General features: G+C 70.7%; 26 protein-coding genes and 2 pseudogenes. 16 read left to right on the plus strand and 12 right to left on the minus strand.

What is annotated here, in order from left to right:
* Positions 1–531: pseudogene (locus tag BJF79_RS54995) on the minus strand (hypothetical protein); the annotation flags it as partial.
* 109 nt (positions 532–640) lie between these two features.
* Here BJF79_RS54995 and BJF79_RS66340 point away from each other — a divergent pair.
* The 7 genes from BJF79_RS66340 (at position 641) to BJF79_RS57865 (ending at position 4768) form a co-directional block, all read left to right on the plus strand.
* The gene (locus tag BJF79_RS66340) at positions 641–919 is read left to right on the plus strand and encodes a tyrosine-type recombinase/integrase (RefSeq protein ID WP_410050020.1); all 279 of its coding nucleotides are present in this window, start codon (positions 641–643) and stop codon (positions 917–919) included.
* A gap of 745 nt (positions 920–1664) precedes the next feature.
* Complete coding sequence (locus BJF79_RS66345) at positions 1665–1880, plus strand: hypothetical protein (RefSeq protein WP_410050021.1); 216 nt, start codon at positions 1665–1667, stop codon at positions 1878–1880.
* Between the two features lie 14 nt (positions 1881–1894).
* Positions 1895–2473: a TetR/AcrR family transcriptional regulator gene (locus tag BJF79_RS00850; RefSeq protein ID WP_075894557.1), complete on the plus strand. Its 579-nt coding sequence runs from the start codon at positions 1895–1897 to the stop codon at positions 2471–2473.
* 109 nt (positions 2474–2582) lie between these two features.
* Positions 2583–3110, plus strand: a complete 528-nt coding sequence (locus BJF79_RS57850) for a hypothetical protein (protein WP_262401334.1) — start codon at positions 2583–2585, stop codon at positions 3108–3110.
* Positions 3053–3820, plus strand: coding sequence for a hypothetical protein (locus BJF79_RS57855; protein WP_262401335.1), 768 nt, complete (start codon positions 3053–3055; stop codon positions 3818–3820). The genes BJF79_RS57850 and BJF79_RS57855 overlap by 58 nt, the downstream gene beginning before the upstream one ends.
* 115 nt (positions 3821–3935) lie before the next feature.
* Positions 3936–4391: an alpha/beta fold hydrolase gene (locus BJF79_RS57860; protein ID WP_262401336.1), complete on the plus strand. Its 456-nt coding sequence runs from the start codon at positions 3936–3938 to the stop codon at positions 4389–4391.
* Positions 4385–4768: an alpha/beta fold hydrolase gene (locus tag BJF79_RS57865; protein ID WP_262401337.1), complete on the plus strand. Its 384-nt coding sequence runs from the start codon at positions 4385–4387 to the stop codon at positions 4766–4768. The genes BJF79_RS57860 and BJF79_RS57865 overlap by 7 nt, the downstream gene beginning before the upstream one ends.
* An 805-nt stretch (positions 4769–5573) precedes the next feature.
* Here the strand turns inward: BJF79_RS57865 and BJF79_RS00865 are convergent.
* Positions 5574–6572, minus strand: a complete 999-nt coding sequence (locus tag BJF79_RS00865; protein ID WP_075894558.1) for an AraC family transcriptional regulator — start codon at positions 6570–6572, stop codon at positions 5574–5576.
* 225 nt (positions 6573–6797) lie between these two features.
* On the opposite strand from BJF79_RS00865, the gene BJF79_RS00870 reads away from it, so the two are divergent.
* On the plus strand, positions 6798–7718 hold the full coding sequence (locus tag BJF79_RS00870; protein ID WP_262401344.1) for an NADP-dependent oxidoreductase: 921 nt from the start codon (positions 6798–6800) through the stop codon (positions 7716–7718).
* A 281-nt stretch (positions 7719–7999) separates the two neighbouring features.
* On the opposite strand, the gene BJF79_RS00875 is transcribed toward BJF79_RS00870, so the two are convergent.
* Genes BJF79_RS00875 through BJF79_RS00885 form a run of 3 tightly spaced genes read right to left on the minus strand, consistent with a single transcriptional unit; the run spans position 8000 to position 11228 of the window.
* Positions 8000–9304: a sulfotransferase family protein gene (locus tag BJF79_RS00875; RefSeq protein WP_158079051.1), complete on the minus strand. Its 1305-nt coding sequence runs from the start codon at positions 9302–9304 to the stop codon at positions 8000–8002.
* Positions 9187–10710 (minus strand): pyridoxal phosphate-dependent decarboxylase family protein, encoded by a 1524-nt coding sequence (locus BJF79_RS00880; RefSeq protein WP_262401338.1) that lies wholly within the window; start codon positions 10708–10710, stop codon positions 9187–9189. The genes BJF79_RS00875 and BJF79_RS00880 overlap by 118 nt, the downstream gene beginning before the upstream one ends.
* Complete coding sequence (locus BJF79_RS00885) at positions 10671–11228, minus strand: hypothetical protein (protein ID WP_075894561.1); 558 nt, start codon at positions 11226–11228, stop codon at positions 10671–10673. Before BJF79_RS00885 ends, BJF79_RS00880 begins: the two co-directional genes overlap by 40 nt.
* Positions 11229–11592: 364 nt before the next feature.
* Here BJF79_RS00885 and BJF79_RS52625 point away from each other — a divergent pair.
* Positions 11593–11853: pseudogene (locus tag BJF79_RS52625) on the plus strand (hypothetical protein); the annotation flags it as partial.
* A gap of 49 nt (positions 11854–11902) precedes the next feature.
* Here the strand turns inward: BJF79_RS52625 and BJF79_RS00890 are convergent.
* Positions 11903–12556: a response regulator gene (locus BJF79_RS00890; protein ID WP_075894562.1), complete on the minus strand. Its 654-nt coding sequence runs from the start codon at positions 12554–12556 to the stop codon at positions 11903–11905.
* Entirely contained in the window at positions 12553–13716 is a 1164-nt protein-coding gene (locus BJF79_RS00895) for a sensor histidine kinase (RefSeq protein ID WP_262401339.1), read from the minus strand. The genes BJF79_RS00890 and BJF79_RS00895 overlap by 4 nt, the downstream gene beginning before the upstream one ends.
* 232 nt (positions 13717–13948) lie before the next feature.
* Here BJF79_RS00895 and BJF79_RS00900 point away from each other — a divergent pair, with 232 nt between their 5' ends.
* From BJF79_RS00900 to BJF79_RS00915, 6 genes are all read left to right on the plus strand, one after another.
* Entirely contained in the window at positions 13949–14860 is a 912-nt protein-coding gene (locus tag BJF79_RS00900; RefSeq protein ID WP_075894575.1) for an ATP-binding cassette domain-containing protein, read from the plus strand.
* Positions 14857–15141, plus strand: coding sequence for a hypothetical protein (locus tag BJF79_RS66350; protein WP_410050017.1), 285 nt, complete (start codon positions 14857–14859; stop codon positions 15139–15141). The genes BJF79_RS00900 and BJF79_RS66350 overlap by 4 nt, the downstream gene beginning before the upstream one ends.
* A complete protein-coding gene (locus BJF79_RS00905) occupies positions 15141–15713 on the plus strand; it encodes a hypothetical protein (RefSeq protein ID WP_410050018.1) in 573 nt (190 codons plus the stop codon). Before BJF79_RS66350 ends, BJF79_RS00905 begins: the two co-directional genes overlap by 1 nt.
* 294 nt (positions 15714–16007) lie before the next feature.
* On the plus strand, positions 16008–16925 hold the full coding sequence (locus BJF79_RS00910) for an alpha/beta hydrolase family protein (protein ID WP_262401340.1): 918 nt from the start codon (positions 16008–16010) through the stop codon (positions 16923–16925).
* The gene (locus BJF79_RS52630) at positions 16922–17467 is read left to right on the plus strand and encodes a hypothetical protein (RefSeq protein ID WP_158079053.1); all 546 of its coding nucleotides are present in this window, start codon (positions 16922–16924) and stop codon (positions 17465–17467) included. Before BJF79_RS00910 ends, BJF79_RS52630 begins: the two co-directional genes overlap by 4 nt.
* Entirely contained in the window at positions 17464–18471 is a 1008-nt protein-coding gene (locus BJF79_RS00915; protein ID WP_075894566.1) for an RNA polymerase subunit sigma-70, read from the plus strand. Before BJF79_RS52630 ends, BJF79_RS00915 begins: the two co-directional genes overlap by 4 nt.
* Positions 18472–18623: 152 nt before the next feature.
* Here BJF79_RS00915 and BJF79_RS00920 read toward each other — a convergent pair whose 3' ends face one another.
* The 4 genes from BJF79_RS00920 to BJF79_RS00935 all read right to left on the minus strand — a co-directional run bounded on the left by BJF79_RS00920 (position 18624) and on the right by BJF79_RS00935 (position 21170).
* On the minus strand, positions 18624–19208 hold the full coding sequence (locus BJF79_RS00920) for a dihydrofolate reductase family protein (protein ID WP_075894567.1): 585 nt from the start codon (positions 19206–19208) through the stop codon (positions 18624–18626).
* A gap of 275 nt (positions 19209–19483) precedes the next feature.
* Entirely contained in the window at positions 19484–19744 is a 261-nt protein-coding gene (locus BJF79_RS00925) for a hypothetical protein (protein WP_143219625.1), read from the minus strand.
* Between the two features lie 64 nt (positions 19745–19808).
* A complete protein-coding gene (locus tag BJF79_RS00930; protein ID WP_075894569.1) occupies positions 19809–20213 on the minus strand; it encodes a VOC family protein in 405 nt (134 codons plus the stop codon).
* Between the two features lie 210 nt (positions 20214–20423).
* Complete coding sequence (locus BJF79_RS00935) at positions 20424–21170, minus strand: SAM-dependent methyltransferase (RefSeq protein ID WP_075894570.1); 747 nt, start codon at positions 21168–21170, stop codon at positions 20424–20426.
* 608 nt (positions 21171–21778) lie between these two features.
* On the opposite strand from BJF79_RS00935, the gene BJF79_RS00940 reads away from it, so the two are divergent.
* A complete protein-coding gene (locus BJF79_RS00940; RefSeq protein ID WP_075894571.1) occupies positions 21779–22510 on the plus strand; it encodes an alpha/beta hydrolase in 732 nt (243 codons plus the stop codon).
* A 33-nt stretch (positions 22511–22543) separates the two neighbouring features.
* On the opposite strand, the gene BJF79_RS00945 is transcribed toward BJF79_RS00940, so the two are convergent.
* Complete coding sequence (locus tag BJF79_RS00945; protein ID WP_262401341.1) at positions 22544–23059, minus strand: Lrp/AsnC family transcriptional regulator; 516 nt, start codon at positions 23057–23059, stop codon at positions 22544–22546.
* Positions 23060–23069: the final 10 nt, after the last annotated feature.

The raw sequence follows: 23069 nt of genomic DNA on the forward strand, positions 1-23069 counted from the left end.
CCGGGCCCGGCGCGAGCTGGCCGACGGTCGCGGCGTGGCTGCGCACCGCAAGACCGCCGCCACCCGCCGCACCCGGCTCGCCGACACCGCCGCGTTCGCCCGCTGGCTCCAGCAGACCGCGCCCGGCGCCGGGCTGTGGCAGGTCACCGAAGACGCACTGGCGCCTACGCCGACGAGCTGGGCACCGCCACCGGCGCCGCCGCCCGCCTCAACCGCGGCGGACGGCCCCTGGCCCCGGCCACCGTCGCCCGCCGCCTGTCGCACCTGGCCTCGCTCTACCGCTACGCCACCCGCCGCCACGTCATCAACCGCAACCCCACCCAGCACCTCGAACGGCCCGAGGTGTCCCGCGACGGCGCCACCCCCGCCCTCACCCGCACCGAAGCCGCCGCACTGCTGGCCGGAGCCCACGCCATCGCCGCCCGCCACCCCGCCGACGCCGCCGCCGTCGCCCTGCTGGCCGGCACCGGCCTGCGCGCCGCCGAACTGGAAAACCTCACCATCGACCGCATCGGCACCGAATCGGGCCACACCGTCGTCCGCTTCCGCGTCAAGGGCGGCACGATGATCCGCGTCCCCCTCTGCGGTCCGCGCGCTGGTCGACCCGCTCCTGCACGACCGCAACGGCACCGACCCCCTCATCCTCCGCGAAGACGGCAAAACCTTCGACCGGTGGCGGCAGACCACCGCCCTGCGCCGCGCCGCCCGCGCCGCCGGCATCGACCCCGCCCGCCTCACCCCCCACGTCCTGCGCGCCACCGCCGCCACCCTCCTCCTGGACGCCGGAACCCCCATCGAACGCGTCCAGCAACTCCTCGGCCACGCCTCGCCCGTCACCACCCAGCGCTACGACCGCGGCACCGCCAAACTCGCCGGACACGCCGCCTACCAGCTCGGCGGCATCATCTCCGAGTCCTGAGCGCTCGCGACCGCCATGAGTGCGTCCCGTGAACGGCGGATTCGGTGCCGGTGGATTTCCGCCACGTGGCCATCACGGTCGACACGCGGCGCGATGAGGTAACGTCCGCGCCGTTCCGCGTCCGCACACGGACGGTCCAACAGGGCGTATCCGGTGGGCGTGCCCGGGTCAGCCGCGAAGCTCGGGGCCGTGCCGTTGGAGGAAGAGATCCCGGTAGACCCGGTGTGAGTTGAGGTACAGGAAATCCCGGTTATAACGATCATGCTCGCCGAGCACACGTGATCGGCCTGGTGCGGGGGAAGATCGTCGATAGCTCCGCAGCTTCCTGTACGGGCGGGCGTGGACGCACGCCGAGGGGCCGGTGGTCGCTGTTCAACCACGCGGTGACGTGGCTGCGGAAGAAGCGGGTGCCGCTGCCCGGCCCGGACGGTTGCCGAGCGGCGCTTGTACGAGGCGGTAACCCGCGCCGCGTCATCGCTCGCGCAGCGCTGGCTGAGCTGCTGGTGGTGCCGGAGGGCAATCGGGTCTCCGAGCTGGAGCGGCTGCGTACTCCGCCGACGAAGTCGACAGGTACGGCGATGGTGCGGGCCATGGAGCAGGTGGAGGAGATCCGGATCCGGCAGGCGTACCGCAAGGGCAGGAGGACCAGCTCACCGCCTTCGACCTGGTCATCAATGCCGTTGTGCGGTGAAATACGTGCACCCTGGACGCGACTGTCGCCCAGTTTCGCGCCGAGGGCCACGACATCAAGGACGAGGACGTCGCCCGCCTCTCCCCGCTCAAGGAGCGGCATATCGACTTCCTGGGCCGCTACCTGTTCGACATCAAATCCAGCCCTGCGCCCGCTGCGCGGCCCGGACACCGCCGTGGACGCCGACGACGAGCAGCCGTGAGGCCGACCCGCGGGTCAGTGAATGGCCGGGCGGCCACAGGCTCTTTTTTGATCGTACGATCCAGATAGCTACGGTGGGGGTCATGGCAAGGACCCGGGAGTTCGACACGGAAGCGGCGGTGAGCCGCGCGATGGAGCTGTTCTGGACGCGCGGCTACGAGGCCACCTCGGTGCGCGACCTGACCGGGCACCTGGGGATCGGGCAGGGGTCCCTGTATGCCGCGTTCGGCGACAAGGACGGCCTGTACCGGGCGGCGCTGGAGCACTACCGCACCACCCTCGCGGCGGCCGCACTGCGCAGTCTGGAGGAGGGAGCGGACGCCCGGTCGGCGATCCGCACGGTGCTGGTCGAGCGGGTCCGGATCGCCGTGGAGGACGACGGCCGGGGTTGCCTGGTGGTCAATGCCGCCTGCGAGCGCCTGCCGGAGGACGCGGCGACCCGGCGCACCGTGCGCGACATGCAGGACGCCAGCCGGGACGCGCTCGCCGAAGTGCTGCGGGTCGCGGCGGAGCGAGGCGAGATCGCGAAGCGGCACGACCCGTACACCCTCGCCGCTTTCCTCGTCACCCTCCTCAACGGACTGCTGGTCTCCGCGAAGATCACGCCGGACGTCCGCGCGCTCGAACCCCTTGTGGAGGTCGCGCTGGCCGCCCTCGACTGACTTTTTCATGCCCGGAATCTGTATCAGACGATCCAGAAAACCCGCCGGTGCCGCCCGGACACGGGATCCGGCGGCCCCGCCCGCTTCGATCGAAGACTTCGGAGGACCCATGCCCCGCACGTCCATCCCGGGTACGCCCGCTCTCGGCGGAAGCCGCTGGAACACCTTCCCCACGGCCGGCACCACCCTGACCGCCCGCGAGTTCTTCACCGCCACCGAGCCGCTGCTACAGGGAATCATCGACGACAACGCCCTCACGAGCGCCGACAGCGAGGTGCTGGAGGGCCAGATCCGCGCGGCGCTCGCCCTCGGCACCCGGGAGACATCCCTCCCGCTGTCCCTCGGCCCGGACAGCGCCCCGGCAGCGCGCGAACTGGGCGCCCAGGCCGAGACGATCGGCCAGGAGCTTGCCTCCTGGTCGACCGAGGCCCTGGAGCGGCTGCTCAACGATCCGGTACAACTGCCCGCCGGCCCGTTGGTCGTCCGCAGCCACTGCTACGGCCACCTGCTCACCCCGCCCGCAGCCGATCTGCTCCGCGGACGTCGCGGTGGACCGGTCACGATGCAGCTCTACAACGAGTGGCTCCACCAGATGGTCCTGCTGCGCGACGCCCTGCTGCCCTTCACCAACTCCTGATCACCCCGACCGGACTGCGGCACACCGAACCGGCCCGCGACGCGTTCCTCACCGAACTCCTGGTGCGGCAAATCCGGCACACCAGCATCGTGGCTTTCGCCCGCAACGTCGTCACCGGCGCCTCCGGTCCGGTCGGCTACGGCTTCGAGGCGGGCGGCGGCACCGCCCTGCCCGCCGTCCTCGACCGGCCGCCCCTGTCCGCACCCCGGTACCTGCTGACCTGGCGCCCCGACCCGGCGGTCGGTGAAGCCGCCACGTATGTCGCCGAGGTGCAGGACTACTACGCCGCACCCCGCACCCTCGTCGAGAACCTGCCGCCCGCCACCACCACATTCGGCCCGCTCTCCGCCCGTCCCGTCACCGCACCGGTCGCCGACGGGACCCGCACCGCCCGCATCGACGTCACCCACGACGGCACCACCGCCCACGTCGACCTCGGCCAAGCCCTGCGCGGCCACCGCTTCGCCCAGCGTGAAGACCCCGCCGCAGGCGACGCATCCGGCACCGCCGATATCTGGTCCGCGCTGCGCGCGCGCCGGGACTGGTGTGGACGCAGACCGGCGACGTCACCCTGGACGCCACTGGTCAGGACGACCTCGTCGTGCTGGCCCTGCTCGGCCGGCTCTACCCAGAGAACGTCACCCTGCGCCCCGCCGGCGGTTCCGCTGCCCGGACGACCGCGGACGGCACCGGCCCGAGCCGCCTGGTGACCCTCGTCGATCCCGCGCAAGCCCGCTGACACCCGCATCGCAACGCACACCAGGAAGGTTGAAAAACATGATGTTCGACCACGAAGGAACGCCCGTCCGAACGGGCCGAGCCGCCGTGAACGGAACGAGTCTGCACTACCGCACAGCCGGGTCCGGGCCCGCAGTGGTGCTCCTGCACGGCGTGCCAAAGACCAGCTACCACTGGCGCTACCTCGTTCCCAAGCTGACGCCCCACTACACCGTCGTCGTGCCGGACCTCCGCGGTCTCGGCGACTCCGCCCGACCGTCGGACGGCTACGACTCCGCGACCATGAGCGACGACATCGCCGAGCTGATGAACCATCTCGGACACCGGACATATGCCGTGGCGGGTGAGGACTGGGGAGCGGTGATCGGCTACCAGCTCGCCGCCCGCCACCGCGACCACGTCACTGCTCTCGTGTTCGCCGAGGCACTGTTCCCGGATTCGGCTTCGAGGACCACACGGCCCTCACCCCCGAGAACGTCTCCAGCGGCATGCACCTGTGGCATCTGGGTTTCTACTTCCAGCCGGACGTCCCTGAGATGCTGATCAGCGGACACGAGCGCGAGTTGATCACCTACATGATCAAGTACGAGCGCAGCCGACCCGACACCGCCACCCCCGACGCGGTGGACGAATACGTACGCTGCTACTCCATGCCCGGCGGCATCCGCGCGATGCTCTCCATCTACCGGGCCATGCTCGTCGACGCCGAACAGAACCGGCAGACCGCACAGAAGAAACTGGACGTCCCGGTCCTGGCGCTGGGCGGATCCGCGTTCATCGGCGACCGCAACGAATCCCAGATGCGACTCATGGCTCACGACGTCACCGGGCATGTCTTCGACGCCGGCCACGACCTCGCAGAGGAAGTACCCGACGAGATGGCCGACGTCCTCCTGCCGTTCCTGGCCACGCACCAGTAACCGCACCCGGCCACCGAGGTCGGCGAACTGAAGCGGCACGGCGCGGGCCTCGTGCCTGAAACGAACGATCTGGTTCCGCACAGCCACGAGGCCCGCCATCGCCATCGCTATCGGAGCAGGAGGAGGTGGCCTGTCGCAGCGCACACTCTGCCCCAGTTGCCTTTGATCGCAGCCGCAGGCGTCGCGGCCTCACTCGTCCTCCTGCTTCTCACGTGCCGTTGCGACCGAAGTGCGCACAACTACCGAGTGACCGCAGCCATAACGCGATGACTCGTGGAGCGGTATATATCGGGTCCTGTTGGACTCCTGATCGCCGACGGCTTTAACAATCCGAACCACCCGTTTTCTGACATGACCCGGGGTCATGGAACCGGCCGAACGGCCGGACCTCCTCGTCGCCGAGCCGCTCGTCCGCACCGAAATCACGTGCGGGTCTCGGCCGGCGGGCAGTTCGGCGCGGGTGGTCTGGTCAACAGCCTCGAGGTGTGGGCGGTGGATGGTCTTGAGTTCGGGGGACGTACTTGTAGATCGTCGCCGGGTTAATGCCCGAGCAGCCGGGCGATCGAGGCGCCTCATGGGTGCCTTCGACGATGAACTCGCGGATGCCGATGCATCCCTGACAAAACCGGCGAGTCTCCCGGCCCGTCCCGTCCGGCGGATTCAGGGCTTCCTCGACGATCGGAAAGTCGGCGTCCGTCTCACAGCACAAGCCGTGGTCGATTACGGGCGTGCGGGTACGGCGGCACGGCCTCGGGGGCGGGTTCCTGGGCGACAAGCGTTGCTGCCCAGCCCGCGTCCTTCTCCGTCAAGAGGAGACCGGGGCGTGGGCGAGATCGGAGTCCGCCGGGTTCAGCTGGTCGGAAGAGCGGCTGTTGCGCCGGTAGCGTCCGGGCGCGAGGTTGAATTCGCGTTTGAACGCGTTGGCGAAGGCGAACTCCGAGCCATATCCCACCTGTTCTGCCACGACGCTCAGTGGAGCGTCGGAGTCGCGCAGCAGCCGCATCGCGGTCGTCAACCGCCACCAAGTCAGGTAGGCCAGCGGTGGCCGCCCCACGAGCGCCGTGAACCGACGGGAGAAAGCGGCCCGTGACAGTCCCGCGTGTGCGCCCAGGCCGGCGACGCTCCAGGGACGCGCGGGATCGCGGTGGATCGCCTCGAGGGCGGTGCTGATGGCCGGGTCGGCGAGCGCCGCCGCCCATCCGGTGGCCCCGCTGCCCGCCGGTTGCTCGGCGAGCCATGCCCGCAGGATGTAGAGCAGCAGCGTGTCCAGCAGAGCGGGCACGAGGGCGCCGGTGCCCTGCTGGGGTTCTTCGAGTTCCGCGCCGAGCAGATCGACGGCGGCGCGCAGCCGGGGATGGTGTCCGAGGCGTGCGGGCAGGTGCAGCAGCGGAGGCAGGTCGTTCAGCAGCGGGTGAGCGCGAGCGGCGTCGAGTTGGTAGGCCCCGCACAACGTCACCGTGACCAGAGACCCGGCGTTCGCCCGGCCGGCCGGTGCGGCGGCATATCTGCGTTCGAACCTGACGTCCTCCTGCGGATCACAGATGTGTTCGGCCAAGGGCGTGGAGGGAGCATCGGCCAGGCCGTGCCGACTCTCATGCGGGAGGAACACCACGTCGCCGACGGCCAGCGGGAAGGGGGCACCGTCTTCGGGGATGAACCAGCAGGGACCGCGCAGGACGATCTGAAATCCCGCCGCTCCCGGCACCGTCCGGAACCGCTGCCCCCACGGCACCGACCATTCGACCAGGGCCGATCGCGGCTCACCGGTGCGCATCACGGCGATCACATCGCTCAGCACGTCCATCCCCGGATCCTAGCGATGGTTCTCACCGCGAAGACGCTCGCTTAAGAATCCGAGATGAACACGCATTGTCCGTCTTGGGAACCGGCTCTACGGTCGAATCACTTCAAGATCAGCAAGCAGCCGTACCGGTGCGGAGCGAGGGCTTGGTGCCGCTTCAGACAGGAAGACTCCATGACAGCAGAATCCGTATCGGGCCGGCGTGCCAAGAGCCCGAGCGCGTCGATGATGGCGGCGCGCGTCCACGCCTTCGGCGGGCCCGACGTGATCCGCTACGAGGAGGTCCACCGTCCGGACCCGGGACGAGGCGAGGTGCTGGTGCGTGTGGCCGCCGCCGGGTTCAACCCCTCTGACGTCGGTTTCCGGGCCGGCATGATGCAGAACATCGTCCCGCAGGACCTGCCGTTCACGCTCGGCTCCGAAGTCGCCGGGACGGTCGTCCGGACCGGAGACGGTGTCGAACGCTTCAAGATCGGCGACCACGTCGTCGGCCGTCTTGACGAAGGCGGCGCGGCGGCCGAATACCTCACCGCCCCCGCTGCCACGCTGGTGAGTGCTCCTTCCAGGCTCCCGCTCGACCATGCGGCGGCGATCCCGGTCGCAGGCCTCACGGCCTGGCAGGGGCTGTTCGAACACGCCCGCATCGAACCGGGCACCCGGATCCTCGTCCACGGCGCGGGCGGCGGCGTCGGCATGTTCGCCGTCCAACTGGCCCGCCATGCCGGTGCGCACGTCATCGCCACCGCCGGCCCCCGCAGCGCCGAACGGGTCCGCGCCTACGGCGCCGAGCAGATCATCGACTACACACGGGTTTCGCCGCATCAGGTACTGGACCGCCCGGTGGATCTGGTGTTCAACCTCGTCCCGATACCGCCCGAGGCCGCGGAAGCACTGTGCCGTGCCGTCCGCCCCGGCGGTTCGATCGTCTCGATCACCATCCCGGTGGAACCTCCGGCTGGAGCCGACGTGACGGCCGCGCACTTCATCGCCCGCAACGACCCCGCCCAACTCACCGAACTCATCACCCTTGTCGACAGCGGCATGGTGCGCGTGGACATCACGGCAGCCCGCCCGCTCACCGAACTGGCGGCCCTGCACCACGACGCCGAAGCCGGCCGTACAAGCGGCAAGACCATCCTCATCCCCTGAAAGAGCGCTCGACCACCACCTTCACCCGGCCTCGGTCGCCACGCATACGCGGTCGGCGGTGCCGTCCTGGCGACGGCCTGCTGTGGGTCGCCGCCCGCAGCCTGGGCTCGGCGTCTTCCCGGGCACCCTCTACAAGAACATCCCCGACATGCGGGAACTCTGAGCCGGCGCCCCGGCTACTCGAAGCCCCCGCGAAGTAGCCAAGCATCAGCGAGATTGATCTCAGTGGGCACTTTCTGTATCGCAACCACTCACACCCGGTATCCGGTGGGGTGTTCGGGTCAGCCGCGAACCTCGTTGCCGTGCGGCTGGAGGAAGAGATTGCGGTAGACGGTGAACCGGTCGTTGAGGTCGGCGGGAAGCCCGTACGTCTCCGGTGCGTAGCGGTGGACGCCGTGGCGGCCGCGCGGACGCTGCTCCAGGAACGTCCGGCAGGCTCGCCGGACGTATCGGTCCACCGGCAGGTCCAGGAACCGGAAGATGCGCTCGGCGACCTCCGCCGGGGCGGCGCACAGTTCGTCGAAGTCGATGTCGATGGCGGTGAGCTGCGCCGGCAAGGCCGTTCTGAAGGTGACGAGCCGATCCAGCGCCACGCGGCCGACCCGGCTGATCTGCGCACCGATCTCGACGGGATCGGCGTGGTCGGTCCGCTTGCGGCGCACGTTCAGGGTGAGGCTGCAGGTCGACGCGATCGCCTGCAGCGGGTCCCTGTGGAGGATGATCAGCTTGGCGCGGGGATAGACCGCCGACAGCGCCTGCAGATGCCAGACGTGGGACGGGCATTTCAGCAGCGGCGTTCCCCCGGGGATCCGCGCCATGATGGCGCCGAGCTGCCGCCGGTGGCCCTGGTAGGCGTCGGTCAAGTCCTGTTGCAGTACCCAGGAGGCGTACGAGGGGATCCGGTAGCTGATGAGCCCCAGGGTGGTGTTGGCGAATTCGGTCGTCATCAGCCGTTCGCACTCGTCGGGCGCCTGCGCGTCCATGAGGTGGATGCTCCGGAAGCCGGGGACGGCGCGTTCGAAGTCGTCCACGTACCGGCGGGTCCGGCTGATGAGGCACCGTTGCGCGACCCCGGGCGGGGTGACCGGATGCAGCAGTTCCCACAGCCGCAAGGCCCGCAGGTCGGGGTGGCCGTCCAAGAGGGATTGCAGGAAGGTGCTGCCGGTGCGCGGCAGGCCGATGATGAACACCGGCTCCTGCGGGAGGATGCCTTGGGCGGCGGTGGGCGAGGCCTGCCCGTACAGGTGGAGGCGGTTGAGCAGGGCCGCGAGCAGAGTGCGGCGGGCCTCCCGCCGGCCCGCCGCATTGAGACGCGCTTCGGTGCGGAGCGCGGTGACCAGGCGGTACAGGCCGTCGTGGAACCGACGCGGCCCGAAGTCGGTCAGGCCGGTCCGTGCCGCCGCTTCGTCCAGCAGCGCGTCCGCGTCCAGGGCGTCGATGCCGAGGAGTTCGGCGGCGGGGGCGTTCCTCAGGGCGTCCTCCTGGGCTCGGTGAGCAGGTCGGTGATGAGCTCGTCGGCCAGCGCGGCGACGCCGTCCACGACGGCCTCCAATTCCCGGACGTCGGCGCGGGGGTTGATGGTGCACAGGCGCAGGACGCGCCGGTCGGCGACGAGAGCGGGCATGACGAGTGCGTCTCCGGATTCGGCCAGCCTTTCGGCGATCGCGCCGACGACACGGTCGGTGATCCGGTCGAGCCGGTCGCGGGGGACGAGCGCGCGGGCGATGGGGCGGAAGGTCAACACCCCCAGGCTCGGCGCGGTGACCAGCTCGAGATCGTCGCGCGACGCGATGTGCTTCCCGACGTCCTCGGCCAGCTGCATGCCCGCGGCGACGGCGTCGCGGAACGCCCGCGCGCCGAACACCTTCAGCGACAGCCACAGCTTCAGCGCCCGGAATTCCCTGGTCTGCTGGATGCCGTACTGCATCAGGTCCTCGTCCGTCCCGTCGGCGCCCGACAGGTACGAGGGGTGGGGGACACCGAAGCTCTGCCGCAGGAGTTCCGGGCGGCGCAGCAGCACGCAGCCGATTTCGGCGGGCTGGAACAGCCACTTGTGGGGATCGATGCTGAGGGAATCGGCCAATGGCAGGCCGGGCACCGCGCGCCGTCCTTCCTCCGTGATCGCGGCGGCCGCTCCGAAGGCCCCGTCGACGTGAAACCAGAGCCGGTGCCGTGAACACAGCGCGGACAGGTCCGCCAGCGGGTCGACGGCCCCGGTGCCGGTCGTGCCCGCGTTCGCGATCACCGCGAACGGTGTGAGGCCGGCGCGGCGATCGGCTCGTACCCGCTCCTCGACCTGCCGGACGTCCAGGCGTCCGTCCATGCCGGTCGGCAGGTGCCGTACCCGATCTCGGGAAATCCCCAGCACGTGCAGGGCACGACCCACCGAGAAGTGGGTCTGGTCGGAGCAGTAGGCGGTGGCGCGGTCGTACTGCGAACCCGCCGTGGTGTCGCGTGCCACGGTGAGGGCGTGGAGGGTGGCCGTCGAACCACCGGACACGAACAGCCCGCCGGTCTCGGGCGGCAGGCCCAGCAACTCCACCAGCCACGCGATGGTGGTCTTCTCGATCGCGGTCGACACCGGTCCGGAGAAGGACCATCCGGTCGGCACGGCGAAACCCGCCGCGAGAGCGGCCGCCAGTACCCCCATGTAGTTCCCCGGGCTCGGGACGAACGCCAGGAACCGGGGGTGGTCGGGATGCGTGTTCCCCGACCGCAGCAGCGGCCCCAGCTCCCCGAGCACCTGCAGAGGGTCGGCGGGCGACAGCGGGACGGGCTGGTCGCGCAACTCCTTCGCGGTCTGCGGCGGCAACCGGGCCGTGACGGGCTCCGCGGCCCCTTCGTCCAGGTGAGCGCAGATCATGTCGATCACGTGCCGTCCCGCGTCGCGCATCACGTCGCCGGGCAGGGTCAGCGGCCGCGAAGTGTGCCGCCCGGGGGGCGGGGCGTCGGTCAACCCCGGCTCCCCGGCGGGCGCGGCTCGCGCCAGCACGGGTGGATCGACGGCCCGTCCGGGAGCGAGAAGCTTTCCATCGGGGCGAACCCGAAGAGCCGGGCGGCGGTCCGGCTGTCCCGGCTGGTGCATTCGGCGTAGACGCCGAGCCCGTCGGCGTCCGCCCGGTCGAGCAGCGCCTGTATCAGCGCCATGCTCAGCGACGCCCGGCTGCCGGGACGGACGGCGATGTACGCCAGGTGGTAGTGCGGGCGACCGTCCGGGCGGTGCGCCTCCAGGGTCCGGAACACCTGGGCGCTCCGGTCGGCGCTGTCCCCGATGACGGGCCGGAGGGCGGCCGCCAGACCGTCCGCCGACGGCCGGGACGCGTCCGGCGGGTAGAACAGGCAGGCTCCGGCGCCCTCGTCCGCCAGCCGGACCTCTCCGCGCTCCACGAACTGCCGGACGATCATCGCGTAGTGCGCGGGCAGCAGCTCGGCCCGCCGACCTGCATCGGGGAAAACCCACGATGTGACCGGTGTGTCGAAGAACGCTGCGCACATCGTCGCGGCCACCATGGGGACGTCCAACGGTACCGCGGTACGGACCGTGACCTGCGGAGCCGCCGTGGCCAGCCCGCTCACGCCGATCGAGCCCGTCTCATCGCCCGTCTCCCTTGCTCCGCGCGCCGGTACGTGGGTGAGCGCGGCGACGCCCGGAACCGCGCCGGGCCCTCCGCACCCACTGGCCGTCACCATGGTAACATAGTGCTGTCAATTGACTACTAAAAGTCATTTAAGGCGGCGTCTTCGCGCCGCCTGGTCAGCAGGACGACCGTGGCGAATGGCCGCCGTTCGCATCGGAGGCAGATGAACCGGCGGCTCACCGTGTGGAACGCGGTCGCCGATCGGACCGAGGCCACCAAACAGCAGATCCTGGCCCCCTTTGGCCGAGGTTGAGATGCTGGTGGCGAACAGCGTTGGGCTCCCTCCGGTCATTGAGCCGAATGAGCCGGCGTTGGCGCGGGACAGGCCGTCGCACGTCGATGTGCGTGCGGAGACGCACGCCGCGGCCAACGTGGTGCTGATCGAGGTGCAAGGCGGTGTGCCGATCGTGTCGGCGTGGGGTGGCGGGCTGCGGTTCGTGGTTCCGGTCCGCACGATCAACGCGGGCCCCTCGCCCGAGTACTTCGGCTACAAGCGCTGATCGCGGATCATCTGCGTGCGGTCGGCTGGTGATGGCCGGGGGTCGGTTAGCGGGACGGTGTGATGAGTCGGTGTTCGTAGGCGAGGATGACAAGTTGGACGCGGTCGCGGGCGCCGAGCTTGGTGAGCAGGTTGGCGACGTGGGTTTTGGCGGTGCCCGGGCTGATGTGGAGTTCGGCGGCCAGTTCGGCGTTGGACAGCCCGCGTCCGACCAGGGTGAGGACCTGGCGTTCGCGATCGGTGACGCCCGGAAGGCTCGCAGGCGTCGGAGCAGGCTCGGGCCGGTCGGCGAATTCGGCGATGAGCCGGCGCGTGACGCCGGGGGCGATCAGCGCGTCCCCGGCGGCGACGACCCGAACGGCGGTGATCATGTCGTCCAGCGCCATGTCCTTGACCAGGAAGCCGCTGGCTCCGGCGCGGAGCGAGGCGTAGACGTTGGTGTCGTTGTCGTAGGTGGTGAGCATGACGACGCGGGCCGTCGCCTCGGCGGCGATCATCTGGGTGGCCTCGATGCCGTCCATGCCGGGCATCCGGATGTCCATGACGACCACCTCGGGACGCAGGCGGCGGACCAGCCGGACCGCCTGGGTTCCGGTTTCGGCCTCGCCGACGACTTGGAGGTCCGGGGCAGCGTCGATGACCATGCGCAGCCCGGCGCGGATGAGTTCCTGGTCATCGGCGAGGACGACGCGGATCGTCATCGTGCCCTGATCGACTGGGGCGGGTGCGACGGGGCGGTGGCGGGGATCGGGATCCTCGCGCTGACGGCGAAGCCGCCGTCGGGACGAGGGGCGGCGGTGAGCTGCCCGTTCAGCAGCGCGACGCGTTCACGCATGCCGGAGATGCCGTAACCGGGGCCGGTGGCGGACGCGCCGCCCGGGCCGTCGTCGGAGATCTGGACGAGCAGTTCGCCGGGCCGGTGCTCGATCGTCACCTGGCAGCGGGGGGTGCGGGCGTGCCGGACCACGTTGGTCACCGATTCCTGGACGATCCGGAACGCGGCGTGGTCGATGGTCGGTGGCAGCGGGGTCGGGGTTCCGCGCCGGCGCACCTGCATCCGGACACCGGCGTCGGCCGTGGACGCGACCAGCCGATCAAGGGCGGCCAGCCCGGCGAGCGGTTCTGTGCCCGCGGCTGTCACCGGGTCTGGTTCGGCCTGGCGGAGGATGCCGAGCATTCGCCGCAGTTCCGACAGTGTCCGGCGGCTGGTGTCCTCGATGGCGTCCAGCGCGTCCCGGGTCTGGTCGGGTGCGGTGTCGATGACCCGGCTGCCCGCGCCGGCTTGGATCGCGATCACGCCGATGCTGTGGGCGATCATGTCGTGCAGGTCGCGGGCGATGCGCAGGCGCTCGGCGGTCACCGCCTCGGCGGTGGCGTGCCCGAGCAGGGCCTGCTCGTACTCGCGGCGCTGGCGGATCAGCGTCCCGGCCAGCCAGGCCGCCAGGACGCTCAGCGCCAGCAGCACCGTCAGCCCGAGGAACCCCGGGGCCAGTACGCGCCTCCAGCCGCCCTCGGCGAACAGGCTCGCCTGCCAGGTGAGCTGCTGGACGGCGAGGGTGAGGGCCGCCGCAGCGACTCCCGCCCGGGGTGCGCGGGTCGCGGTTATGAGCGAGACCAGCAGGCCCGCCACCAGCAGGAGCGGCCAGAGCTGTTCCAGCCCCGACCCCAGCGCCGCTGCGGCGACGGTCATCTCGGTCAGCAGCACCGCCAACACCGGCCACGGCTTGTGGCGCGCCCACGCGACCGGCGATGCCAGGGCCACGGCCATCGGGACCACGAGCCCGCCCCATCGCTCCCCGGTGGCGCCAGGCCCGTTACCGCTGGTGAGCGTGGCGCACAGCGCCAGTGCCAGAGCGGCCACGCCGCACCCGGCCAGTGCTGCCCGGACGGGGGGCGGCAGGCGTTGCGGAAGCGGGGAGAAGGCAGTGGGCGCAGTCTGATCCACAGGCGTGATCGTAGAAGCCGGAGCGGGCGCCGCGCGTCAGCCCTGAGGCCTATGCCCGCAGGCGTATGCCCCCAGGCAGATCCGGCGCCGGCGATTCCCGCCACGAGACCGATGTGGCGCACTCCGGTGCTCGGGCAGCGTGAACCGGGTGATCGAAGTCAACGGATTGACCAAGCGCTACGGGGACGTCCTGGCGGTCAACGACCTGTCCTTCACGGTGCCGCCCGGTCAGGTCACCGGATTCCTGGGCCCCAACGGGGCGGGCAAGAGCACCACGATGCGCATGATCTTGGGCCTGAACCGGCCCACGGCCGGAACCGCCACCGTCCAGGGGCGCCCGTTCGGGCAGCGCCGCGCCGGGCTGCACCACGTCGGTGCGCTCCTGGACGCGGGTGACGTCCATCCCGGCCGCAGCGCCGCCGCGCACCTGTCGGCGCTGGCGCGCAGCAACGGCCTGCCCGCCCGCCGAGTGCGTCAAGTACTTGAGGAGGTGGGGCTGGCCCAGGTGGCCCGCCGCCGCGTCGGCGGGTTCTCCCTGGGCATGCGGCAACGGCTCGGGATCGCCACCGCCCTGCTGGGGGACCCGCCGGTGCTGATGTTCGACGAGCCGGTCAACGGCCTGGACCCCGAGGGCGTGCGGTGGGTGCGCGGCCTGTTCCGTTCCCTGGCCGCCGAGGGCCGCACGGTGCTGGTCTCCAGCCACCTGATGAGCGAGATGCAGAACACCGCCGACCGGCTGGTCGTCGTCGGCCAAGGGGAGCTGATCGCCGAGGAGACGGTCGCGGACTTCGCCGCACGGGGCACCGCCGACCACGTCACCGTGCGCACCCCCGACGGCTCGCGGCTGGCGGCCGTGCTGACCGCCGCCGGCGCCGACGCGCAGCCCGACGGCGACCAGACGCTGACGGTGACCGGCCTGCCCGCCGCCCGGATCGGTGACCTGGCGTTCCAGAACGGGATCGTGCTGCACGGACTCGTCACGCGCACCGCGTCCCTGGAAGAGGCGTTCATGCAGCTCACCGTCGACCGCGCCGACTACCTGGCAGGAGACCACCGATGACCGCCCAGACCCCGGACGCCGCGCAGGCCGCGTCCGTCCGACGGAACTCGGCGTCCGAACCCGGGGTCCGGTTCCGCGACCTGTTCGCCGCGGAGTGGATCAAGCTGTGGTCGCTGCGTTCGACCCGCTACGTGCTGGGACTCGGAACGCTGCTGTTCGTCGCGATCGCCGCGCAGAAGAGCCTGGGCACCTACCAGGACTGGCCGAGCTTCCGGCCGGCGGAGAAGGCGCACTTCGACCCGATGACCGAGCGTTCAGCGGCGTCACCGCGGCCTTGCTGATGATCGGCGCAGGCTGCGTGGGCGCGCTGGCCATCGTCGGCGAGTACGCCACCGGCTCCGTGCGCACCACCTTCACGGCCGTACCGGCCCGGCATCTGGTGATGACCGCCAAGGTGACCGTCGTGGCGGTCGTGATGCTGTGCGTCGGGACGGTCGTGTCGCTTGCCACCTTCGCCGTGAGCCAGGCGATCCTGTCCGGCCGCGGCATCGGCCTCACCCTCGGCGACCCCGGCGTGGCACACGTGCTGGTCGCCAACGCGCTGCTGGCGCCGATCGCGGCGCTGGCAGGCCTGGGCCTGGGGGCGTTGCTGCGGCACACCGCCGCCAGCGTCGTCACCTGCAGCGCGGTCCTGGTCGTCGTGCCGACGTTCTTCAAGCCGACCGTCCACCAGTGGGTCAACGACCTGTACGCGATGTTCCCCAACTACGTCTGGCGGACCTGCCTGGCCATGCGCGACCCCCGAGACCTTCCCGGGCTGCCCACGACGGCCGCCGCGTGGACGGTGTTCGCCCTGTGGCCGCTGGCCACCGCCGTCCTCGCCGTGCTCGCCGTCCAGCGACGCGACCTATGAACCGCCCGAACTTTCAGAAGGCATCTCATGAACCGACAGACCACCGGGACTCCGCGACGGGTGATCGTCATGGTCCTGGCCGCGTGCCTGGCATCGGCGGCCGGAGCATGCACCAACCCGCCCACATCGAGATCGGAACCCGGCTCGCCCTCGGCCGCCGCCGAGGAAGCCGCGGCGACGCTGCCCCGCCCGACCGGAAGCTCCGCGGTCGGGCGCACCACCCTGCACCTCGTCGACAAGGCGCGCCGGGACCCTTGGACACCGACGGCTGGAACACGCGAGCTAATGGTGACGATGTACTACCCCGCCAAGCCCGGAACCGGCGGCTCCGCGGCCTCGTACATGACCGTCCAGGAAGCCCGGCTGCTCCTGCAGCGAAAGGCTCCCCAAGCCGCCGGCGCGGCCGACACCATCGCCCGCCTGGGCATCCACGCACGATCTGACGCCGAGCCGGTGCCCGGCCGGTACCCGATGGTGCTGCTATCGCCCGGATTCACACTCCCGCGCACCACCCTGACCGGCCTCAGCGAAGACCTGGCCAGCCGCGGATACGTCGTCGCGCTGGTGGACCACACCTATGAATCCGCAGGCACCGCCTTCCCCGATGGCCGCACCCTTGGCTGCGCCGCGATCTGCGACCGACCGCCGAGCGGCGGGCTGGCCACCGTGATCCGCAACCGGGTCGCCGACGCCAGGTTCGTTCTCGACCGGCTCACCGGCCCCCGCCCGGCCTGGCGCCATGCCCGCATGATCGACACGGCCCGGATCGGTATGGCCGGGCACTCCCTCGGCGGAGCCGCAGCCGCAGCGGCGATGCCCGCAGACGACCGCATCCGCGCCGGCGCGAACATGGACGGCACCTTCCGCGCCCCGCTCCCCACCAGCGGTTTGGACCGGCCCTTTCTCCTGCTCGGCAGCCAGTCCGACCACGCCCCGGGCAAGGACCACACCTGGGACCGTGACTGGGCACGGCTGCACGGCTGGAAACGCTGGCTGACGGTGACGGGCGCCGACCACAACACCTTCACCGATCTCCCGGTGCTGGAACAGCTGCTGCGCAGGCCCAGCGACGCCCTGCGCGCGCAACGCGCGCAACAGATCACCCGGACCGTGATCGCCGCCTTCTTCGACCAGCACCTCAAGCACGGCTACCAACCACCGTTCGACCAGCAGATACCCGCTCTTCCCGAGGTCACCTTCCAACGTCCTTGATCAACCAGCAGCCCGCCGCGAAGGCCCCCGCCGCCGCCCGCACCAGTACCGTCCGGACCGGCTATGCCCGAGTCTCCGGACGAGTACAAGATCATCGAATGCGGCTGGACGCCCCTCGCGGCCGCGGACTGCCGCGTGCCGTCCTGGACGCGCCCAAGCCCGGCGACACGCCGGTGATCTACAAGCCGGACCGGATCGCCCGGTCCATGAAGGAGCCACTGGTGCTGCTGGGAGACGAACTGCACGCCCGGGAGGTCGACCCGGAGATCGGGCGAGCCCGGCGCACTGCGTTCGTCGCCCGCTATCTGCGCGAACGCGCGTCCCAACGCCCTCGTGCTCCAGGACGTCTCGGCCGAACCGAATGGCGACCGGCTCACCCCGGCCTCACCCCGCTGTTCTGGCCCCACGTACGCCAGTACGGCGAGGTCCGCCTGGACCTGCGGGGAGTCTCGCAACGATCTGCGCTTCACCGCTCAGAAATCCTCCGCCACGTCGTCAGTTCTGGTAGCCCTCGCCACCTGCGGAAGGATCGACGACCATGAACGATGCCAGCCTGCTGGGCGACGACGGGGCCGCGTTCATCGCGGCGGCCCGCTCGAACGACGCAGCACGGTTCGCGCTCATCACGGAGCACTACCGGCGTGAGCTGCAGGTGCACTGCTACCGGATGCTCGCGAACTACGACGACGCCCAGGACATGACGCAGGAGACGTTCCTGCGGGTGTGGAACAAGCGGGAGTCGTTCAAGGGCCGCGCCGCGCTGCGGACCTGGCTGCACCGGATCGCGACGAACGCCTGCCTCGACTTCCTGGACAAGCGCAACGACCGCACTCCCGTGCCTGTCGAACTGCCGGGCGCGGGCTCGGAAGTGCACTACCTGCAGCCCTACCCGGACCGGATGCTCCCGGAGGACCCGCAGGAATCGGTGGTGGCCCGGGAGACGATCGAGTTGGCGTTCATCGTCGCCGTCCAGCACCTGCCGCCGCGGCAGCGGGCGGTGGTCATCCTGCGCGACGTCCTCGGCTGGCCCGCGTCGAAGACCGCCGACGCCCTTGAACTGACCGTCGCATCGGTGACGAGCGCGCTGCAGCGGGCGCGCGTGACGATGCGCGAGCAGCTGCCCGACCGCCGTCTCGACTGGCGGCGTCCCGCCACGCATGAGCTGTCGAACGACGAGCGCGTCCTGGTGAAGTCGTATATCGACGCACATGAGCGCAACGACCTCGACGGGCTGACGGCCCTGCTGCGCGACGACCTGCGCTTCGCGATGCTGCCCGATCCGGGCACCTTGGTCGTCACGGCCGCGGACGCGGTGGACGGCTGGGTCTCCAGCGGGCTCTTCCAACACGGCTACGACGACTGGCGCTGCATCGCCACGACAATCAACCGCATGCCTGCCGCCGTGCTGTACCTCCGCGCCCCCGGAGACCCGGAATACCGTTTGTTCACCATCGCGCTCCTGCACATCGTCGATGGGAAGATCGCCGAGCTCACCGGATTCGACGCCGCCGACAAACCATGGCTGGGTCTGCCCGCGACGCTCTGATCAGGCACGTCCCCGTTGCCGTCGTCCCCCTTCTTCAGCGAGGCGGTCGATAGCCCACTCGGAGCGGCAGGAAAGGCCGGGAGAAGGTTCCCTCATCGACGAGCGCCCTTGGGGAATTCGGTGGGGTTACGAGCCGAGCTTCTGGCGCGTGCTCATCGCCTCGTCTCGTATCGGGTGAGCACCATGCCGCCGGGGAATGTCCGCGTCTCGACCAGGTTGAGGTTCATCCAGCTGTCCAGCGCGGTAAAGAACGGCGTGCCGCCGCCCACCAGGACCGGCGCGGTGACCAGTGCGTACTCGTCGATCAGCCCGGCCCGCATGGCCGCCCCGGCGAGCGTCGCGCCGCCGATGTCCAGCGGGCCGCCGTCCTCGGCCTTGAGCCGGGCGATCTCGGTGACCGCGTCGCCGGTGACCAGGCGGGTGTTCCAGTCGACCTTGTCGATCGTCGAGGAGAACACCACCTTCGGCATGTCCCGCCAGAGGCGCGCGTACTCGATCTCCGCCGGGAGAGCGTCGGGCCGCTGGTCGGCGGTCGGCCAGTGGGAGGCCATCGCTTCCCACAGCTTGCGCCCGTACAGCGACAGATCGCTCGCCGCCATCCGGTGGTACCACCACTGGAACAGCTCGCCGCTCGGCGATGAGTCCGGTCCCTCCCCTCCACCCCAGCCGATGTCGTCGCCGGTGGCGGCGATGTAGCCGTCCAGCGTCACGTTCATGCCGAAGATCAGTTTCCGCATCGTGCCAACCTCCCGTGAGCCGATCTCGCACATACAGACGGGTGCGGCGCGGAAACCTAATCGGTGCGCGATCTGCGCCCGCGGGCAGTCCACGTGTTACCGGACTCGGCACGGCTCGCCAAGCAGATCCCGAGGCTTGAGGATCCGGACCGGCCGGCTGCCCTCCGTCAAGCAAGGCCGGTCAGCGGGTTCTCCTCGGGTACTCGCCAGGGCGGGGCCTCTGGGCACCGAACGCCGAGCCGGCCGCCGCGTCGCCGGTCAGCCGCACCGCCCTCTCAGGGGACGCGCCACAGCACCCCTTGCACCTGGGCGATCAGCGTCCGGCCGTCCGGGGAGCCGGTCACCGACCCGCCGGTGAGCTCGGTGAAGGTCAGCGCTTCCGCAGCCGCGTCGGCGCCCCGCCTCGACGATCCCGGCTCCGTCAAGGCGGGCGATACCGCCGCCGCCAGCCCTGCGGCCGAAGCGCACAGAAAACCGCGCCGGCCGATCTGGTCCGCGTCCCATGCCAACACCTTCGGTGTGTCGGGTTCGTCCATCGCGTGGGAGGTCGCACGGCGGGCACCGGACGTGCGGGTCGCCGGATCGGGAGGCAGGCAGGCTTCAGCGAAGTTCGCCGGTGACGATCCACAGGTGGCCGAACGGATCACGGACGCGGCCCGAGCGCTTTCCATAGGGCCGGTTCTCGATCGGCACGACCACCTCGGCGCCGTGAGCGGTCATGCGTTCACCGACTCCGTCCGGATCCTCGACCTCGATCTCGAGGAGGACCGCGGAGCCGCCGAGATCACCGGGGGAGTGCCATCCCCACTCGGAGACCGCCGGTGAGAGCTGGAAGGACGAGTCGCCGATGCGGTGATCGATCATGGTGGGTCGGCCGTCCTCGCCCGCTGGGGCACAGAACACCTGCTCGGCGCCGAGAGCGTCTTGGTAGAACGCCGAAGCGCGGTCCGGATCGGGCACGATGAGACGGGGAGAGAACCGAATGCCTGAGGTCATGTGCCCCATCGTGGAGTCGGGTCGCCGTGGGGTCTTGGACGTTTGGGAACTGCCCGCGTCGACCGGGCCGACCCCAGGCGAGGTCGGCCCCCGGGCGGGCCCTCGCCATACGGCCGTGATCCGTTTTCGGCCATCGGTTTCACGATGCTGCCCGGGGTGCCGGGAACTGCGCCGATGTGGGGCGGACGGCGTGCCGTCCGCCCCGCACGGACCTGACGGTCAGCGCTTCATCAGGGCGAAGACTCCCCAGCCGAGATACTCGCGCGTGTAGCGCGCGTAGCGTGCGGGCTCGGTGGTGAGCTCGGTCCGTACCTCGGGCGCGAGTTCGTCGTCGGGGTTCCGGTCGAGCCAGCGGCGGAGGTTGAGCCACTGGGCCGCGCAGTACCGGTCCCAGCTGTCCTGGTCGGCCAGCATCATTTCCACGACGTCGTATCCGAGGTCGCCGAACTGCCCGATCAGCTCGGGCAGCGGCAGGAAATCGGCCGGGCCGGTGGCGTGGCACGCCTCCGCGGTCTCCTGATCCGGCGGCGTCCGCCGCCAGTAGGGCTCGCCGATCAGCATCAGGCCTCCGGGGCGGAGGCTGCGGCCGAGCAGCTCGGCCGTTCCGGCGACGCCGTCGCCGATCCAGGTGGCGCCCACGCAGGCGGCGAGATCGACCGGCTCGTCCGCGACGTGGCCGGAGGCGTCGCCGTGGACGAACTCGACCCGGTCGGCGACGCCGAGCTCGCGGGCGCGAGCCCGGGCCTGCTCGGTGAAGACCGTGCTGATGTCCACGCCCGTGCCCGTGAAGCCCAGGTCACGCGCCCAGGTGCACAGCATCTCGCCCGACCCGCTGGCCAGGTCGAGTACCCGGGCCCCGGGGGGCAGGTGGAGCGCCTGGCCCAGGGCGGCGAACTTGCCGGGCGTCAGCGGGTTGTGGATGCGGTGGCTGCTCTCGCGGATGGTGAAGATGCGGGGAAGGTCCATGACCGGATTCCTTTTCGTCATGCTGAAAGCAGTCGGCGGATGCGGCGGGCCCGCACGGCCCGTCCGGGAACCGTCCCGTCGGCGCGGAAGGGGGAGAAGGACGGATCGCGTTCCTCGTCCCAGCCGTGGTCGGCCGGTGCCGGTACGCGTGAAGGAGAGAAGGAAGCAGGTTGATGAAACAACGCGGAGACCCTTGTGAAGGGGCCTGTCCGGACGGCGGGCGCGGCCGACGGCTCCCGCTAGGGGAGAGGTGGGCGGGTGCGCGTCAGGACGAGGCCCGGGAGATGAGGATGATCCGGGCACTGCGCACGGCAGTGGTCTGCACGACGGTCATCGACTCACCTCTTCCGGTCTCCGCAGCGGACCTGGTCGCCGCCGCGGCAGTCAGGCTACCAGTCGCAGGGGTCGCCGGGCCGCCCGCCCCTTTGCCGGAAACCCGTTGGCGGACCGCGGCTGCCGCTGTTAACCTCCCGGTGGCCGTGCCGGAGCATGAGGAGGAGGTGGTACCCGTGAACGCAATTTCGACATGGGTGCTCCCCTCTGGGGCCACGGTCGGGCGATAGGTCGTCCGGGAGCGCCGTTAGAGAGCACTCCCGAAAGGCACGATCGTGCAATTCACCTCTGAGCAGCGCCTCGACTGCGGCGTCCTCGAACGCGAATTCGTCCTGGGCGAGATCCCCGGCATCCTTTGGACGCCCGGATCCGCGTCCGCACCGGCGCCGCTGATCCTTCTCGGGCACCCCGGCGGACTGCACAACATGCGTCCCCGCCTGGCGGCCCGGGCCCGGCAGTCGGCGGAGCACGGCTTCGCCTCGGCCACCATCGAGCTCCCCGGGGGCGGTGACCGGCCCCGCTTCGCCGCCGTGGAGCAGGCCCGCGCCGACCTGCTCCGGACGCTGAGGGCCGGTGAGCCCGTCGGCGAGGAGATCATCGACCGGCTCGTCCTGCCGCTGGTCGAAAAAGCGGTCCCGGAATGGCAGGCCGCCCTGGACGCCCTTCTGGCGCTGCCCGAGATCGGCGGCCCGGTCGGGTTCTCGGGAGGGGTGATCTCCATCGGCGTCCGGCTGGCGGTGGTCGAGCCGCGCATCTCGGCCGCCGTTCTGTTCGCCGGGAGTTTCGTGCCGCGCGCCATGTTCGAGGAGGCCCGCCGGGTCACCATTCCGCTGCATGTCCTGCTGCAGTGGGACGACGAAGGGAACGACCGGCAGGCGGCCCTGGACCTGTTCGACGCGTTCGGCACCAAGGAGAAAACGCTGCACGCCAATCTCGGCGGGCACACCGGCGTCCCGCAGTTCGCGGGGGACGCCGCCGGCCGGTTCTTCCTCCGTCATCTGAGCTAGCCGCCGAGCGGCTCGCCGCCCTGGCCCGTGCGGTCACGGTGCCGTGCGGCCGCCGCCGTCCGGTCGTTCGGTGAGGCGGTGCAGCAGCGGGGTGATGCGGTAGTCGACGAGCTGCCGCATCACCAGCGCGGTGTTGGTGCGTTCGACGCCCGGCACGGCGAGGATCTGCCCGGCGATCCGGTAGAGGTCGTCGGCGTTGGCCGCGACGACCTGGATCAGCAGGTCGGTGGAGCCCGAGACGCCGTCGACCTCGAGGATTTCGGGGACGGCCGCCAGCGCGGCCGCGACGTCGTCCAGCTTGCGCTGGGTGACCTGGGCGGTGACGAACGCCTTCAGCGGGTAGCCGAGCGCCCGCGGGGAGACGCGTCGTTCGAACGGGCCGACGGCGCCGTTGCGTTCGAGCCTGGCCAGCCGGGCCTGCGCGGTGTTGCGGGCGATGCCGACGCGGTCCGCTACGGCGACGGTGGCCGCCCGGGGATGCGCCGCCAGTTCGAGCAGGATGCGGGCGTCGGTGGGATCGACGTTGTCGGCGTTGGGCATGGTGCTCATGTCCTTCCGG

This window comes from Actinomadura sp. CNU-125 (assembly GCF_001942465.1).
Taxonomy (GTDB): domain Bacteria; phylum Actinomycetota; class Actinomycetes; order Streptosporangiales; family Streptosporangiaceae; genus Spirillospora.

Bases quoted from the DNA above. Each gene is read 5' to 3' on its own strand.
- BJF79_RS00850 (WP_075894557.1), top strand. From the start codon at position 1,895: ATGGCAAGGACCCGGGAGTTCGACACGGAAGCGGCGGTGAGCCGCGCG.
- BJF79_RS57850 (WP_262401334.1), top strand. From the start codon at position 2,583: ATGCCCCGCACGTCCATCCCGGGTACGCCCGCTCTCGGCGGAAGCCGC.
- BJF79_RS57865 (WP_262401337.1), top strand. From the start codon at position 4,385: ATGCTGATCAGCGGACACGAGCGCGAGTTGATCACCTACATGATCAAG.
- BJF79_RS00865 (WP_075894558.1), bottom strand. From the start codon at position 6,572: ATGGACGTGCTGAGCGATGTGATCGCCGTGATGCGCACCGGTGAGCCG.
- BJF79_RS00870 (WP_262401344.1), top strand. From the start codon at position 6,798: ATGGCGGCGCGCGTCCACGCCTTCGGCGGGCCCGACGTGATCCGCTAC.
- BJF79_RS00885 (WP_075894561.1), bottom strand. From the start codon at position 11,228: ATGGTGGCCGCGACGATGTGCGCAGCGTTCTTCGACACACCGGTCACA.
- BJF79_RS00890 (WP_075894562.1), bottom strand. From the start codon at position 12,556: ATGACGATCCGCGTCGTCCTCGCCGATGACCAGGAACTCATCCGCGCC.
- BJF79_RS66350 (WP_410050017.1), top strand. From the start codon at position 14,857: ATGACCGCCCAGACCCCGGACGCCGCGCAGGCCGCGTCCGTCCGACGG.
- BJF79_RS00905 (WP_410050018.1), top strand. From the start codon at position 15,141: ATGATCGGCGCAGGCTGCGTGGGCGCGCTGGCCATCGTCGGCGAGTAC.
- BJF79_RS00910 (WP_262401340.1), top strand. From the start codon at position 16,008: ATGTACTACCCCGCCAAGCCCGGAACCGGCGGCTCCGCGGCCTCGTAC.
- BJF79_RS00915 (WP_075894566.1), top strand. From the start codon at position 17,464: ATGAACGATGCCAGCCTGCTGGGCGACGACGGGGCCGCGTTCATCGCG.
- BJF79_RS00920 (WP_075894567.1), bottom strand. From the start codon at position 19,208: ATGCGGAAACTGATCTTCGGCATGAACGTGACGCTGGACGGCTACATC.
- BJF79_RS00925 (WP_143219625.1), bottom strand. From the start codon at position 19,744: ATGGACGAACCCGACACACCGAAGGTGTTGGCATGGGACGCGGACCAG.
- BJF79_RS00930 (WP_075894569.1), bottom strand. From the start codon at position 20,213: ATGGGGCACATGACCTCAGGCATTCGGTTCTCTCCCCGTCTCATCGTG.
- BJF79_RS00935 (WP_075894570.1), bottom strand. From the start codon at position 21,170: ATGGACCTTCCCCGCATCTTCACCATCCGCGAGAGCAGCCACCGCATC.
- BJF79_RS00945 (WP_262401341.1), bottom strand. From the start codon at position 23,059: ATGAGCACCATGCCCAACGCCGACAACGTCGATCCCACCGACGCCCGC.